Source organism: Aeromonas sp. RU39B, from assembly GCF_900156095.1.
Lineage (GTDB): Bacteria > Pseudomonadota > Gammaproteobacteria > Enterobacterales > Aeromonadaceae > Aeromonas.
On sequence record NZ_FTMJ01000012.1, the window covers coordinates 124153 to 136662 of the forward strand.

Sequence of the window (12510 nt, forward strand, 5' to 3'; positions counted from 1 at the left end):
GAATAACGGGGAATATGCGCGGGGAATATCGCGTCATTTTTTCCGTGCGGTCTCGACAGTTGGAACCCTCTTGATCGACCTGTCATATACCTGTACTTGTGCCTCCGTTTTGTGCCCACTGATCTGCTGCTTATCCCTACTTGAGCCATCAAGATCAGAGATCCCTTTAGCCTTGAGATCGTGGAATGTGAAGTCGAGAGGTAGCCCGGTTCGGGCTCTGGCCTCTCTCATTGTTTTTTGCCATGCAGCATCGAAACCATTAGTGGTGTAAACCTGCCCATCAGGTTTAGAGATAACGAACCCGGCGATAGGGTGTTTACACAACTCTCTGGCCATGTTGATGGCATCTCGCAGCCTGGGTGACCATAGCTTGATTTGTTTGACTGCAGTTTTGCTTTGCTGGATGAATACTCCTTCGTCTAGGACATGCTCCCAACGTAGAGCAAGAATATCTCCGCGCCTTGCGAGACAAAGGTAAGCGACCTCCATCGCCACCTTGATCACATTTGGAGCGAGGTCGTAGACGACCCTATATTCTTCGTCGGTGATATAACGAGTTCTCGCACGTTCCTTGAATTGCTTCACCCCTTTGCAGGGATTCATTTTTACCTTGCCACGCTCATATGCCCAACGAAAAGATCGTGAGAAGAACGCCTTCTCGCGGTTCGCTTGTACCCGGCTTTTTAAACCTCTTTTGTCCAGGTAGGCTCGAACATGCTGCGGGCCAACTGCATCGGCTTTCATCTTGCCGAACACCAGCAGGATGGGCTTGCTCTGTTTTCTATAGTCCGCTTGGGTTGTCTTTGACAGTTCATGGAAATCAGCTGAGCCAAAGAACTCCGAGATCATGACACTTATGGTGTACTCCTGCTCCTTCTGGCTAATGAGCTGCTCGTATAAACTCCACACCTCAGACTGTTTCTTGTCCGCCGAGCATAGCTTGATCGAGCCTCCAAGAATTGGTCGAAACACAATGCTTGGCCCTTTGATGTAGCAACGGGGTGGTAGCCAGTTAAGGGCCGGATCCTTTCTGCGTCTAGCCACCGAGAGCCTCCAAGTTAAATCCATCGTCTTCAATCACGATCTGTTTTGCGTTACCGGCCTGGCTAATCCAGTCATGGGTCGTAGCTGGTCGGCCATCAGGTCGCTTTATGAAGCGAATCCCTGCATTTTCCAGAGCCTTACACTGCTTGGATGGCAGCTTATAGCCAGTCAGAGCTTCAATATCTTCAGGGCTGATGACTATTCCGTTCATTTTGGTAGGTCCTCGAGTTTAGTAATTCGGTGAGCCGGTTACGCCCACGCTGGTTGTAGTAAAAGGTCTGCACCTGCTTGCGGGAATGGATAGCTTGGTCCAGGCGATATTCACCAAACTCATCTGTCTTTACCTGGTACTTATTGGCCAGCCGGCCGATCGCCTGGGCGCTGACGCCGAACTCCTTGGCTAGCTCACTTGCACTCCACACTTGCTGCGTGGCTGTCACATTCAGATCTAGCCCGAGGGCGCCCAGCACCCGGCGTGCCTCGGCAAGTTTGGCCGAAGCGGACAGGGTGGGGGAGCTTAGCGCCTCGGCTAGCTGGTTGATCAACAGACTGTCGTGGTCGATAACGAGTTGTAGCTGGTGCATGGGCGGCCCTCCTGTGAAGAGGATGGGTCTGTGCGTCAATTGATGGAAGGGCCGTGATTAGATGGAATAAAGAATCTTAACGATATCTATATGTAATAGCGTATTGGTTTATAGCGAGTAGGACTATCAAATAATAAACATTTCAAATGTCTGGCATGGGGTTATCTGTGGTTGGATAACGTATAAAGATTTTTATTCATATAATTTAGTGTAAATGTTGGGGCTTCGTGTTGATGGGCCATGATTAATCGGAGCTATATTCTGAAAAGTTACATCCAATACTCCTTTACAATAAGTTGACACTGTCCTTACGCAATTGCTCATTGATGTTTATACTGCTGAGATTCTTGAAGCACATTTCTGGAGCCTGAGTGGTTCATCATGTGGTTGTCTTCGCTTGGGTGATGGGATTTGCTAGAGATCTAGGTTTCACATATGGATTATCTTCTCGACTTGAGAACTATTGCATTCATCTATGCTGCAGTTCGACTTGGACTAGCGGTTGTGTTTGCATGTTTGTGGTGGGTACAACGAAGTTATACCCCAGCAAGAGACTGGGCTCTTGGCACATTACTAACCGCATTTGGGTTGATCTTGATTGGATTGCGAGGGATTGCCTCTCCACTGACAACTGAAACTATATCAAGTGTATTTATATTGTCCGGTTCAATGACATTCAATATGGGGATTGTTCGTGCATGTGGTTATACCCCAAAGGTTAAGTATTGGTGCCTAGTTTGTGTTTCAGGAATATCATTGGTTTATTTGCTAGATAAGAGTGCTTCATTTTCATATCTAGAGACTCTTGTTTACCATAGCACGCTGGTTATTTTTCAGTCTACAGCACTCTTTCACTGCCTTATATTTTGGTATCAAAGCAAAATGGCCAAAAGAAATAAAACTTTTTTAGCTATCGCGGTTATATTGTCGTTGTCAGTTCTTGGAATAACGGCAAAGGTTGCTATAGAGGTTTTTAGTTTATTTCCTTCGCTCTCTGTGCCAGCAGCTAAGATATTTCAGTTATTATTTTCATTGACGCTATTCCCAGTGTTGGTGATGCTTCTTTTTATTCAGAGCTCGCAGAAGTTGCAGCATGACCTAAGTGAGTTGGCGTGCCACGATATGCTTACTGGTGCTTATAATCGTAGAGCATTCAGTCAATTTATTGAGAAGCAATGGGCTATATCGACTCGGTACCAGCAACCACTCAGTTTACTCTTGTTAGATATTGATGACTTTAAGGTTTTTAATGATGAATATGGCCATCAAACTGGTGACAGAGCTCTTGTTTGTGTTTCTCTAATCGCAGAGGGTGTCCTCAGAGAAACTGATGTATGGTGTCGTTATGGTGGTGAGGAGTTTATGGCATTACTACCTGACACCGAGCTATTTAAAGCAATAGCATGTGCTGAGCGCCTAAGAGAGGCTATTGCACAGAACCAGATAAAGGGAACGAAGAGAACTCTATCTGTAAGTATAGGTGTGGCGCAGCGCACAAGTGACATTAATAATTGGGATGAGTTACTGCTAATATGTGACGTGGCCCTTTATGAGGCAAAGGCTGCTGGAAAGAACTGTGTTAGAACTGGCACGGCATCTACCTTGAGTAACACTTCAAGCCCCCTTGTTTAGAAATGGATAAATATGCCCCCTTCCTCAATGACAATTAAACGACAGCTCATCCATCTCTTTAATTTTTAATGACCTTGCCTGTTGTTATCATTCTTCGTTCGGTGTTTTTAACAGCTAAACTCAGTTGTATATTATCGTCTCAGTAGGGCAGGATAGTGTTGGCCCAGTGCACCGTTAAATTGACATCGGTTTTCTGGTTAAACGCAGGCAGCACAAGGCCGCCTGCAAGTTATCCACCGAATCGGTGAGTTAAGCGGTTGATGAATTGTGAGTATCAGGCTGCGTCTCGCATGGCACCTTGTCCCGCGAGGATTAGAGCTTGCTTACTTACATCTCTGATCCTGCATTCACCGCACCATCCCGGGGCAAAGATAAGAAACATGGAGCCTTTGGGGTTGCCCTTCATTTCCTCGCCGGTTGCTTTGTTGATGAAGTGGATGCGGCCATTACGCCATTTGCCGCGTTCATCACGGTATCCGACGATATGGCGCACCTCACTGGCCCGCTCAGCCGGATACCACTCGGTGCTGGTGTCTTGCGGTACCAGCATGACGGTACCGATCCCCTTAGCCTGCTGCTCAATGACCTTTTCCACCCATGGGCAAATATCTGAGTAGGGCGGGTTAAGCCATACCCAGGGAGATCGCACAGACGGGCTGATAAAGTCTCCCCAATCCACGTTTAACGCATCGATATCAGGGGTCAGGTAGCGCGGGCAGAGTGCAGTTTCAGGCAGCGCAGCTGCGTCGAGTGAGAAATGAAACTCTGCATCCATGGCCTGATAGAGCCAACCCGGTGTCATAGTCATATCTCTGGTTTCTTCTGGGGTCGTAGAGCCCCGGTAATCAGCCATGGCTGTCACCTCCAGTGTGGTATACCCGGACAAACGCCCGACGCTGTCCGAAGACTCCATATGAAAGCCTGTGACGCTGTATCGTGACGTTTATCAAGTTATGTCTAACGAGCTTTGTCATGGTGTAGAGCACGCCGTGGCGGTCTGTGTTGAGTTCAAGGCAAGCACCTTGGTCGATGGCTTCTGAGACGGTCATGCTGCCACGGCCGCGCAGCCAGTCGAGGAAGGCCAGTTCGTGATCCGATAGGGGCGGTGGATGGTGCGTTGGCTCATCCCGTTTTGTCATGCCGCCTTCCTCCCAATTTGTTGTACCTTGCGCGCCCGGGTTTGCTTAAGGCTGTCTTTGACCTTGAGGTGCGTCAGGCTGTGCCCAATTACGTCTAGCTCTTGCAGTACGGCGACGCATTCTTGCAGGCTGCCAGCAAGCTCCTCGCTGCGTAGCTTCACCCGTTCAAAGTCGTAAAGGGTACTCTCTTTGTACTGGTCGATGAGGTACTTCTTGACCTCCTTGGGCATGGAGCGGGATTTGACGATACCGATATCGCCATCTTCGAGCGGGATCGCGTCCCAGTGGTAACCGGCACTAGTCTCAACCCTGAAGGCATACATGTGCTCGCGGCTTACAAATTTCTCGTCAGTGGGCTTGAACGTCTCAGCAACCACGCAGGGGCGGCGGTAGAGGTAGTAGTGAACACCGCCGGACTCGATGATTGTTTCCACCTCCATCCCCTCAACGATCATGCGGTGCTGGGCGTGCAGCACTGCTTGCTTGCATCGCGCAACTGCGTTGGCAGAGCGCATTAGTTGCGATTCGGTGCGCTGCAACTTCATCTTGAGCTCGTTGAGCTCAGCTTCGCGCTTCTGGCTGGACTCTTCCAGGCGCTTGATGCGGGCCTTGGCTTTGTCCAGTTCGGCCTTGATGCGGCGCCCTTCTTCGGCGTCGCGCTTGTAGGCGTCGCGCTGATGGGCCATCTGGCTGTGGGCGCTCTCTATTTTGCGCACCTTGGCTTCATCTTCGCGGCGGGCGGCAATCAGGCGGGAGCACTGAATGCGCAGCTCGTCGTGCTCGGCTTTGAGCTGGGTGAGCTCCAGTACTGAGGCATTGCGCTGGTCGTGCAGCGCGTCCTCATCGTCAAGCATGGCGTTACTGGCGGCGATGATGGCCTCGGTATTGCCAATCAACTGGGCGCGCAGGGCGTCGAGCATGGGGCGGGTGATATCCGACGCCGCGGCGATAGCGGCATCGAGTTGAGGGATCATGGCGGAGGCGGCTACGTTGGCCACCTCGCCGGCTGTGAGTTGTGGCATGGAAGGTCCTCGAAAATAGCGAGGCCCTGGAGAAGGGCCTCAAAGTGGCTTTAGGCCGCTTTTTTGGTGTTCAGACCTAAGCGGTCGAGGTTTTTCTGGTAGATGCCAGAGGCTGTTTTTTTCTGTTCATCGGTCAAGCTGGGGCCTAACCGACTGACTTCGCTGACCAGCGCCTTCATCTCTGGGCCAGACTCTGCGTTGTCCATCTTGAACAGGATCTCCGCGAGCTGGTCTTCAACTTCTGGGTTACCCTGCACCTCCCGGAAGCAGTCATCAGTAATGGCATGATCGTCTGCAGGGGTGCCTACTTTCTCGCTCGCGTTGATTTCGCTTGCTTCTCCCTCGATGACCTGGCCTTTTTGCTGAGCCCGACGCTCTGCCGCTTTACGCGCGAGATCTGCCCTGGCATCACCGGCTTGTGGCTCCGGACCTTCACCGAGCGGAGTAACATCAATTTCTTCGAGCTCATCAACCGAGTAAACACCGAGGATAACGTCAGGGGTGAAGAGTCGGGCCCAGCGCTTCACGGCAAGATAGGCAAGTTGCTGCTTGGGATCGTCAGCCCAGAGCGTGGAGTTACGGGTTCGGGCTTGCTGCAGTAACAGATCTACATCCCGCTCTTGGCCATTGGCCAGCGTTGCCATGACTTTCACGCCGCACCCGGCCTCATCGGCGAAACTCCAGTCTGGTACGCGGTATTCAACCTGCTTACCCTCTTTTTCCTTCTTGATCACCTTGAACTTGCCGATCACTCGTTCCCACGGTCCGTAGAACTTGTAGTCGAAACGCCCCTTGATTACGCCTGAGTTGACCACGACCGCATTGACCAGCTGGGCCTCATAGCCGAGTGTCCCGTTTACAAGGTGGGTCTTTTGGGCAACGGGGAAGGGGTTCATCCCCCATTGGATAGCTTGCAAGCAGATAGCAAAGCAGTCGGCCTGGTTCCCCCTGAGATGCTGAGGGACGGTGGTTTTTCCGCTCGCCATCATTGCAGCCATCTTGTCCACGCTAGCCATGAACTCCATGTTCATCATTAAGCTGAGCATGTTGGCCTGACCACGTTCGTTGGCCAGCACAGTGCTGGCTCCTTGTTGTGCCACTTGGTTCATCATGCCGCCTCGTTATCAAATAGGTTGTCGGGAAGAGCCTCTTGCAAAAGGCCAGGCTCTTGGTCGGTAGTGGCTTGGATGCCACTTTCGTCCTCATGGAGGGTGTTACGTTCAGCATTGGCTTGGTATACCGGAACAGCGATCTCTCCCATGCCATCGTGTCCTGGCCAGTAATGATCGCGTTCCCACCGGATGATGTTGCGCACTGCCATGTCACGTAGCTCGAGGGCTCGACGCTGGTCATCTTGGCCGTAGTAGTAGACGCCGACCAAGATGGGCTTATATACATCGCGCCCAAGGGGGCCATCTTTCTCAACGGCGATAAAGATAAAGCTCGGCTTGTGACCGGTCAGTGTCTCGTAACCATTGCAGTAGTGAGCGTCTTGCATGTGATAGTTATGGGCACTGCCATCGCGGGCGAAGCCGGCTTCGCTGGCGTTGCGCACAAACTTCAAGTCAACCAACACATGGTCAGGGCGCATCCAGTCGGGGCGGCACTTGAGCAAGGCTCCGGTCTCAGAGTGATGCCAATAGAGACTGGATTCTGCTTCGCCCTCATCGAGCAGTACCGCAGCTTCCGGGTGATCCAATACCGCCTCACGGTAACGCAGCGCATGCTGATACTCGCTGGCGGTGATTACCTCGCGGCCAGCGGCTTCTTGGAGGAATGCGTCCTTGAGCTCATCAAGAAAAACCGCATCGGGATCAAAGGAGCGGATCCGCTCTGCCATTTCGGCCTTGGTGCCATTGAGCGGCAACGGTAAGGGCAGGGCGCTAATGTGATCCGCACGCTCAGCTTCTTGAATACCCAGCATGGCGTAGCTTTCAAGCACCGCTTGATAGCTGCCAGAACTCTTGATGGGCTTTTGCAGCGTGTCGTTATAGGCCTTGATGCAGGCTTTGAGCGCAGTAGCGGTACGCTTATCGTCCTCTCCCAGGGTTTGGAAGTCATCGGGGAGAAGTTCGTAGGCTGCCTCATGGTCGCCCACGGTTTTTCCTGCCTCGATCGGTTTCTTGAGTTTGGTGTTGTACTCCTCAATCGCTTTGGTGAGTTCTTCGATGGTGGGTTTCGGTTCCAAGCTATCGTTGTAAGCCTGAATGGCCGCTTTCATCTGATCTGCGCCTGACAGCGCGCTTTCAGGCCATTCCGGTTCGACCACGAACTCGCTGTCGAAGTCGTCAAACTCCAGCACAACCTTGTGCAGGATGCGTCCCTCGCGTAGGGCGGCGGTTTGTTTCTGGTCGTTACCCTCGACCTGGTAGTAATGGTAGTGACGGCCACTGACTAATGCCCAATCCATGGCACTTTTAGAAATGCCTGGTCCACCGTGATAAGCCTCGCCTGGGATGCCCTTGTAGATGCCGGGACCGGCGGGCTCGAACGTTGTAACCACGGCGGTCACGGCCGCATCAGTCGTGGTTTTTGGGGTGGTGTTTTCCATATTGATAGGTCCTCGCTGGTTAAAACGTTGGTCAAGAGATGCTAGTGCGGCCTCTAATGCCTTGGCTTTGGCGTCGTTCATGCGTGAGCGTGATGCTGCAATGAGGCTAAATCGCTGGGCGTTCTTGATAGAACGGGGAGTCGGAGGGCCAATAAGCTCCGTCACTAAGCTGGAGCTGGTGTACTCCTCAGGTTCGGGCCCGCGCTCTGACTTGCGGTGTTCAATGGCCATGGATCACAACTCCATTTCTAGCCGGATGGCCAGAGCTTCCTGATAGGCCTCGATGGCACGCCGGGTAGCTAGGCAACGTTTTGCTGAGCGTTTCTCGGCAGCAGTAGGCTCCCGGATTACGTCATAGGAGCGGCGAGTGGGCGGGAGAATGGAGTCACGGAAGGCCATCACTTGGGCCTCGGTAAACTGTTTCATGGATAGGTCCTCGGGATATGTTGCTCTACAGGGGGGCGGTTTAAACGGCTTACAGCAATCGGTGGTTATTCAATTGCTCCCAGGCAGGAACTTGTGTTTTACAGGGAGCCCAGATAAAGGCTGTGACCAGAGATCATGATTTCTGTGCCCCCAGAGCTTCGTAGATAATCGGCCGCTCCGTTACCAATAAGGCCTTCGTCAAGTGCTTGAGCAATCTCTCGAAGAGTTTGCGCAACTTCTGGAACGAAGCGACGATCCCCTATGAGATCGTTCTGCATATGGATGGATACCACTCGGCGTTGGGCTTTTATGTTCTCGATACAGCTAGGGTTACTGAGGCCAAGAATCTTCATTCTGAAGTACCCCGCTTAGTTGGCTCATTTCCCTGGCCAGTGGCCAACCAGGTGAAGTGGGCAGAGAGCTCAGGGTGCTGCACTATCAAAAGCAGAATCCCGCCGCCAATTCCTCTGTAGCTCAGCTCATAGTTTTTGAGAGTAGTGGCCGGTATACCCAGCATGTCAGCGAACTTGGTACGGCTCAGACCGAGGTGTTCACGCAAATGGCGTAGGCGTTTGCGGCAAGCATCATTCAGCTGGGAGATGGTCTGGTTACTTTGGTCGGTAAGCTGTTTCACGGTTAGGTCCTCGGTTGGTTTATCCCGCAAGCCCCTGTCAGGAGCCTGGGGGATACCGGCTCGCAAGCCGATACCGTGTCACCTTTCAGCCACGCATTCCGGTTTGAACGGGTTAGCGGGATCTGCCGGGCCAGCAGATTGCGTGCGGTGACTGCCCAATCCAGATTGTGAAAGAGCGGCTCAGCCAAATTCGGCGTGAGCGAAGCCAAAGCAGCCTTGCGGTGCTTGTCGTAAAGAGGCTTTGGCTTGAGCCCTGTTATGGGAGGGCTCGACCCGGATTCCGTGACAGAGGCCTATGTGTAGGCTGCTCCTGGGATGGGGTAATGCTGCTCAAGTTCATTTTCTTTGGGGTCAACGTTGCAAAGTTCGCTTTCCCAAGATGCAATTTTTTCCAGACGGTTTAGTAATGTTGGCCTGATGTCATTTAGGTCTGAAGCACCTTCGATTTTGCGTATAACCGCATTCAGGCCCATGAATACGCGCTGTTTGGGAGTGTAAAACTCGATGAAAGAACGCCCCTCTGTAGGCCCAGGTGACTGGATCACAGTCATGCCTGACTCGATCGATTGTGTTGTTTGCGCTGTCTTTGCCACCGGAACGTCCTCCTATGATTGTGAAGTCGTAAAGAACCCTAAAAAGCCCGGAAATGTAGAGGTCGTTTGGAAAGATGGTGCCTGGTATTTCGATGACCCTGACGATTTCGGTGGCTATGCAGAGCGATATTCACGTTTGGCTCCTTTTGTCGCGAAATTGAGGGGCGGCCGTCGCTAATTTAGACGGCGCTCCGGTAGTGCAGCGCCCTCAGGGTCAGCATTAGGCGGTGGCCCTGTGGAATGCGGCCAAGACGCCGGTTTGCTATGGCGCGCTTTTCATCCATTTTTTGACGGCGAATATCGTCAGCAATGGCGCTTACACGGCGATGAAGCGCGACCCGACGAGCCTTGTTGCCGCTTACCCAGTCGTGAATGGCGGCGATCAGCTTGTCGAGTTGATTCGCGGCCCTGTTAATGAATCGGAGAGTCATATAAACTCCTGATATCTGTTGATGGATAGGTCCTCGACAGATGCCAAAGGCCTTCGGGCTCTTGGCAAACCGCACCGGTTGGTTACCGGTGCAGGGGGTTGGGGTGGTTCCCTGCTCCCCTTCAAGGCCCGGGTCGCTCCCGGGCTTTGTCGTTTCTGCGCCATGGTCAGTGGCGCTTGCCCTGGTTAGGGGCTGGTCCTCGGCAGTGCTGTATATGGTCGGTGATAGAGGTTTCGAACCTCTGACCTTCTGGTCCCAAACCAGACGCGCTACCTGCTGCGCTAATCACCGATGGTCGCTGGCCTTTTACTCCGCCAGCGCGGGAGGGGGCAGTGCTTGCTTCCGGCTAAACCAGAGAGGAGGTGTAAGAGCCTTTCAGGTTTGTTTGCTTAGTAAGGTTTGCCTCACAGGACAGATATTAGTAATGCAAATCTTACAATGCAATACCAAGGAAGAAATTTTTTACTGCATGGGTATGAAAAAGCCCGCGCTTGGCGGGCTAATGAGAGCGCTTAAGGTTTAGTTTTCCCGGCGGAGCTCGGTCATTTTTCCTAGCAGAATCGCCTCTTTAAGCGGGATACTGCCAAAGCGCTGGTCATCGGTGACGAGGATTGGGCCGGCAAGCGAATCGCTAACTCGTAGCAACATTGGGCGGTTTTTATGGAGGATCAGAGCAATATCACCGGCATCCATTTTGAGGTCACTTTGAGCCATGTTGATGACGCATATATCACCTACCCGAATGCCGCTCTCCTGTAGATAGTTGTCCCTTGCTACCACAGCGCACAAATGCCCACCATTTTGTGTAACCAAGTGCCTGCCAGTATCTATCAGCGGTAGAGCATCAAGTGGCTGCCCCTCAATATCTTTCAATTCCCAAACCGGGATGTTGTTAATCGTAATGGCGGCAGCATATTCAGTAGCGCTCTTACCGGTGAATAGCCATAGAGGATCGCAGCCAAGAGCCTTGGCGATACTCAGGACGCTGGTCATGCGCGGGTCCGATGTATCACCCCTTAGTATGGCCCCCAAAGTTGGCTTACTAAGGCCTGTCTTTCTTGCTAGTTCGGCAGGAATAATTCCCTGTCGCTCCATCTCATCACGCAAGCGGTCACTGAAAGACGCCATAGTTGTCTCGGTCTCGTAAGAATTTTCGTTCACGTCAATTGTACCTTGCGAATTGTAAGTAATGATTTACTGTTGACCTGTAAGGCAGTTCTTACTAATCTTGTGGCGTAACAACCACGAGGACCTATACATGCGCATAGAAGACCCCATCAACTACTTTGGCAGTGCAACTAAAGCGGCTGCAGCGATCGGCTATGCCAAAGTGTGCTTTGGCTACTGGCGTAACAAAAACAATGGGATTGTGAGTGAACGTGCCGCAATGCGCTTTGTAGAAGTGACCAACGGCGCCCTTGAGCTCGGAATTGAGGACTACTCTGTGCAGCCTAAGCAGGAAGAGCGGAAGCAAGCAGCCTAAACCACGCCTAACCAGCGAACGAGGACCTAACCATGCCACCAAGAGCTTTGCCTGATCATCAGCGCCTAGACGCTGAGACTGCACTAAAGGTGCGCGGTACACCTGCCTATCGCCGTGTCTGGCGGGAAGTCGCGTCTGAATTTCAGCTAACTGAAACACAATTCGCCCGAACCTCAATCATCATCCTGCTTAGATCCTTAGCTAAACACGAGCCCAAAGCTATCGCTAGGGCCGTCAAACGGGCCAATCTGCAACTTTCCGAAGCAGGTATGCCGACGATCACCGCCAAGGAGATCCTGAACGCCGAAGGGCTGCCGGAGTATGGCCTGTTGACATGGAGCGAGCAGGAGAGCGATGAGCACTCCGCTGAGCATGAAGCTCAACTACCTAAATTTAAGCGCGTTATCCGCGCCATATTTTCGCCGTTCTGGGGGTAATTCACATGGCAAGCATTAGATCACCTCGACCTGTTCCTGAGTATGTAGAACCACGCATGGCTATTGCGATGAAGGCCATGATCCGCGAACTGGCACATGTACTGGGTAACGATGATGTTGTGGCCGTTGCTCACGCAGCTGGGACCGATCACGGCGCTTTGCGCCTGCAGGCCGAGCTTGAAGACCGGCAACTACGGAAAGCAGAAACCGAACACAAAGCTTAAATCAACCATCTGCCGGCCTAACCAGCCGGTATAGAGGACCTAATCATGCACGTCATTATTGAACCCGCCTCGGGGGGGGAATCCCTGTCGCGCTGCCCCAACTGTGGCGCGGATCTGCAGTCTGCCTGTGAGCACCAGTTCGTCTGCCTGGCCTGCGACTATGAAGAGACCGATCTGGGTGGGGAGGCGGCATGATTTACGGCAGCGTTTGCAGTGGCATTGAGGCCGCATCCGTCGCATGGGAACCGCTTGGCTGGCAGCCAGCATGGTTTGCAGAAATTGAACCATTTCCCAGCGCCGTGCTGGCGCA

General features: G+C 52.5%; 18 protein-coding genes and 1 tRNA gene. 6 read left to right on the top strand and 13 right to left on the bottom strand.

Features of this window, described 5'->3' with window-relative positions; translation table 11 throughout:
- Nucleotides 1-33: 33 nt before the first annotated feature.
- Genes BW958_RS15825 through BW958_RS15835 form a run of 3 tightly spaced genes read right to left on the bottom strand, consistent with a single transcriptional unit; the run spans nt 34 to nt 1628 of the window.
- Nucleotides 34-1044 (bottom strand): tyrosine-type recombinase/integrase, encoded by a 1011-nt coding sequence (locus BW958_RS15825; RefSeq protein WP_076576765.1) that lies wholly within the window; start codon nt 1042-1044, stop codon nt 34-36.
- A complete protein-coding gene (locus BW958_RS20805) occupies nt 1037-1255 on the bottom strand; it encodes a DUF4224 domain-containing protein (protein WP_076576766.1) in 219 nt (72 codons plus the stop codon). The genes BW958_RS15825 and BW958_RS20805 overlap by 8 nt, the downstream gene beginning before the upstream one ends.
- A complete protein-coding gene (locus BW958_RS15835; RefSeq protein WP_076576768.1) occupies nt 1230-1628 on the bottom strand; it encodes a hypothetical protein in 399 nt (132 codons plus the stop codon). Before BW958_RS15835 ends, BW958_RS20805 begins: the two co-directional genes overlap by 26 nt.
- Nucleotides 1629-2063: 435 nt before the next feature.
- On the opposite strand from BW958_RS15835, the gene BW958_RS15840 reads away from it, so the two are divergent.
- On the top strand, nt 2064-3260 hold the full coding sequence (locus BW958_RS15840) for a GGDEF domain-containing protein (RefSeq protein ID WP_083687373.1): 1197 nt from the start codon (nt 2064-2066) through the stop codon (nt 3258-3260).
- A gap of 274 nt (nt 3261-3534) precedes the next feature.
- Here the strand turns inward: BW958_RS15840 and BW958_RS15845 are convergent, their stop codons facing one another.
- The 10 genes from BW958_RS15845 to BW958_RS15900 form a co-directional block, all read right to left on the bottom strand.
- Entirely contained in the window at nt 3535-4113 is a 579-nt protein-coding gene (locus BW958_RS15845) for a phage N-6-adenine-methyltransferase (protein WP_143233110.1), read from the bottom strand.
- Between the two features lie 282 nt (nt 4114-4395).
- Nucleotides 4396-5421 (bottom strand): hypothetical protein, encoded by a 1026-nt coding sequence (locus BW958_RS15850; protein ID WP_076576772.1) that lies wholly within the window; start codon nt 5419-5421, stop codon nt 4396-4398.
- 50 nt (nt 5422-5471) lie between these two features.
- The gene (locus BW958_RS15855; protein ID WP_076576774.1) at nt 5472-6533 is read right to left on the bottom strand and encodes a RecT family recombinase; all 1062 of its coding nucleotides are present in this window, start codon (nt 6531-6533) and stop codon (nt 5472-5474) included.
- Complete coding sequence (locus tag BW958_RS15860; RefSeq protein ID WP_076576775.1) at nt 6530-8203, bottom strand: PD-(D/E)XK nuclease-like domain-containing protein; 1674 nt, start codon at nt 8201-8203, stop codon at nt 6530-6532. The genes BW958_RS15855 and BW958_RS15860 overlap by 4 nt, the downstream gene beginning before the upstream one ends.
- Nucleotides 8204-8206: 3 nt before the next feature.
- Entirely contained in the window at nt 8207-8398 is a 192-nt protein-coding gene (locus tag BW958_RS15865; protein ID WP_076576777.1) for a hypothetical protein, read from the bottom strand.
- Between the two features lie 349 nt (nt 8399-8747).
- Nucleotides 8748-9032: a helix-turn-helix domain-containing protein gene (locus BW958_RS15875; RefSeq protein WP_076576797.1), complete on the bottom strand. Its 285-nt coding sequence runs from the start codon at nt 9030-9032 to the stop codon at nt 8748-8750.
- Between the two features lie 293 nt (nt 9033-9325).
- Nucleotides 9326-9625: a hypothetical protein gene (locus tag BW958_RS15880; protein WP_143233111.1), complete on the bottom strand. Its 300-nt coding sequence runs from the start codon at nt 9623-9625 to the stop codon at nt 9326-9328.
- 179 nt (nt 9626-9804) lie between these two features.
- The gene (locus BW958_RS15890) at nt 9805-10056 is read right to left on the bottom strand and encodes a hypothetical protein (protein WP_076576781.1); all 252 of its coding nucleotides are present in this window, start codon (nt 10054-10056) and stop codon (nt 9805-9807) included.
- A gap of 215 nt (nt 10057-10271) precedes the next feature.
- Nucleotides 10272-10347 (bottom strand) — tRNA-Pro (locus BW958_RS15895).
- 228 nt (nt 10348-10575) lie between these two features.
- A complete protein-coding gene (locus BW958_RS15900) occupies nt 10576-11184 on the bottom strand; it encodes a helix-turn-helix domain-containing protein (protein WP_076576798.1) in 609 nt (202 codons plus the stop codon).
- 130 nt (nt 11185-11314) lie between these two features.
- On the opposite strand from BW958_RS15900, the gene BW958_RS15905 reads away from it, so the two are divergent.
- The 5 genes from BW958_RS15905 to BW958_RS20690 form a co-directional block, all read left to right on the top strand.
- A complete protein-coding gene (locus BW958_RS15905; RefSeq protein WP_076576783.1) occupies nt 11315-11539 on the top strand; it encodes a helix-turn-helix domain-containing protein in 225 nt (74 codons plus the stop codon).
- A 32-nt stretch (nt 11540-11571) separates the two neighbouring features.
- Nucleotides 11572-11976, top strand: a complete 405-nt coding sequence (locus BW958_RS15910; RefSeq protein WP_076576784.1) for a hypothetical protein — start codon at nt 11572-11574, stop codon at nt 11974-11976.
- Between the two features lie 56 nt (nt 11977-12032).
- The gene (locus tag BW958_RS20540; protein ID WP_179078867.1) at nt 12033-12200 is read left to right on the top strand and encodes a hypothetical protein; all 168 of its coding nucleotides are present in this window, start codon (nt 12033-12035) and stop codon (nt 12198-12200) included.
- 45 nt (nt 12201-12245) lie between these two features.
- A complete protein-coding gene (locus BW958_RS20545; protein ID WP_179078868.1) occupies nt 12246-12395 on the top strand; it encodes a hypothetical protein in 150 nt (49 codons plus the stop codon).
- Nucleotides 12392-12510 (top strand): DNA cytosine methyltransferase (locus BW958_RS20690; RefSeq protein WP_143233112.1); only part of this gene is annotated, 119 nt, incomplete at its 3' end. The genes BW958_RS20545 and BW958_RS20690, both read left to right, overlap by 4 nt.

Bases quoted from the DNA above. Each gene is read 5' to 3' on its own strand.
- BW958_RS20805 (WP_076576766.1), bottom strand. From the start codon at position 1,255: ATGAACGGAATAGTCATCAGCCCTGAAGATATTGAAGCTCTGACTGGC.
- BW958_RS15835 (WP_076576768.1), bottom strand. From the start codon at position 1,628: ATGCACCAGCTACAACTCGTTATCGACCACGACAGTCTGTTGATCAAC.
- BW958_RS15840 (WP_083687373.1), top strand. From the start codon at position 2,064: ATGGATTATCTTCTCGACTTGAGAACTATTGCATTCATCTATGCTGCA.
- BW958_RS15845 (WP_143233110.1), bottom strand. From the start codon at position 4,113: ATGGCTGATTACCGGGGCTCTACGACCCCAGAAGAAACCAGAGATATG.
- BW958_RS15850 (WP_076576772.1), bottom strand. From the start codon at position 5,421: ATGCCACAACTCACAGCCGGCGAGGTGGCCAACGTAGCCGCCTCCGCC.
- BW958_RS15855 (WP_076576774.1), bottom strand. From the start codon at position 6,533: ATGATGAACCAAGTGGCACAACAAGGAGCCAGCACTGTGCTGGCCAAC.
- BW958_RS15860 (WP_076576775.1), bottom strand. From the start codon at position 8,203: ATGGCCATTGAACACCGCAAGTCAGAGCGCGGGCCCGAACCTGAGGAG.
- BW958_RS15865 (WP_076576777.1), bottom strand. From the start codon at position 8,398: ATGAAACAGTTTACCGAGGCCCAAGTGATGGCCTTCCGTGACTCCATT.
- BW958_RS15890 (WP_076576781.1), bottom strand. From the start codon at position 10,056: ATGACTCTCCGATTCATTAACAGGGCCGCGAATCAACTCGACAAGCTG.
- BW958_RS15900 (WP_076576798.1), bottom strand. From the start codon at position 11,184: ATGGCGTCTTTCAGTGACCGCTTGCGTGATGAGATGGAGCGACAGGGA.
- BW958_RS15905 (WP_076576783.1), top strand. From the start codon at position 11,315: ATGCGCATAGAAGACCCCATCAACTACTTTGGCAGTGCAACTAAAGCG.
- BW958_RS15910 (WP_076576784.1), top strand. From the start codon at position 11,572: ATGCCACCAAGAGCTTTGCCTGATCATCAGCGCCTAGACGCTGAGACT.
- BW958_RS20540 (WP_179078867.1), top strand. From the start codon at position 12,033: ATGGCTATTGCGATGAAGGCCATGATCCGCGAACTGGCACATGTACTG.
- BW958_RS20545 (WP_179078868.1), top strand. From the start codon at position 12,246: ATGCACGTCATTATTGAACCCGCCTCGGGGGGGGAATCCCTGTCGCGC.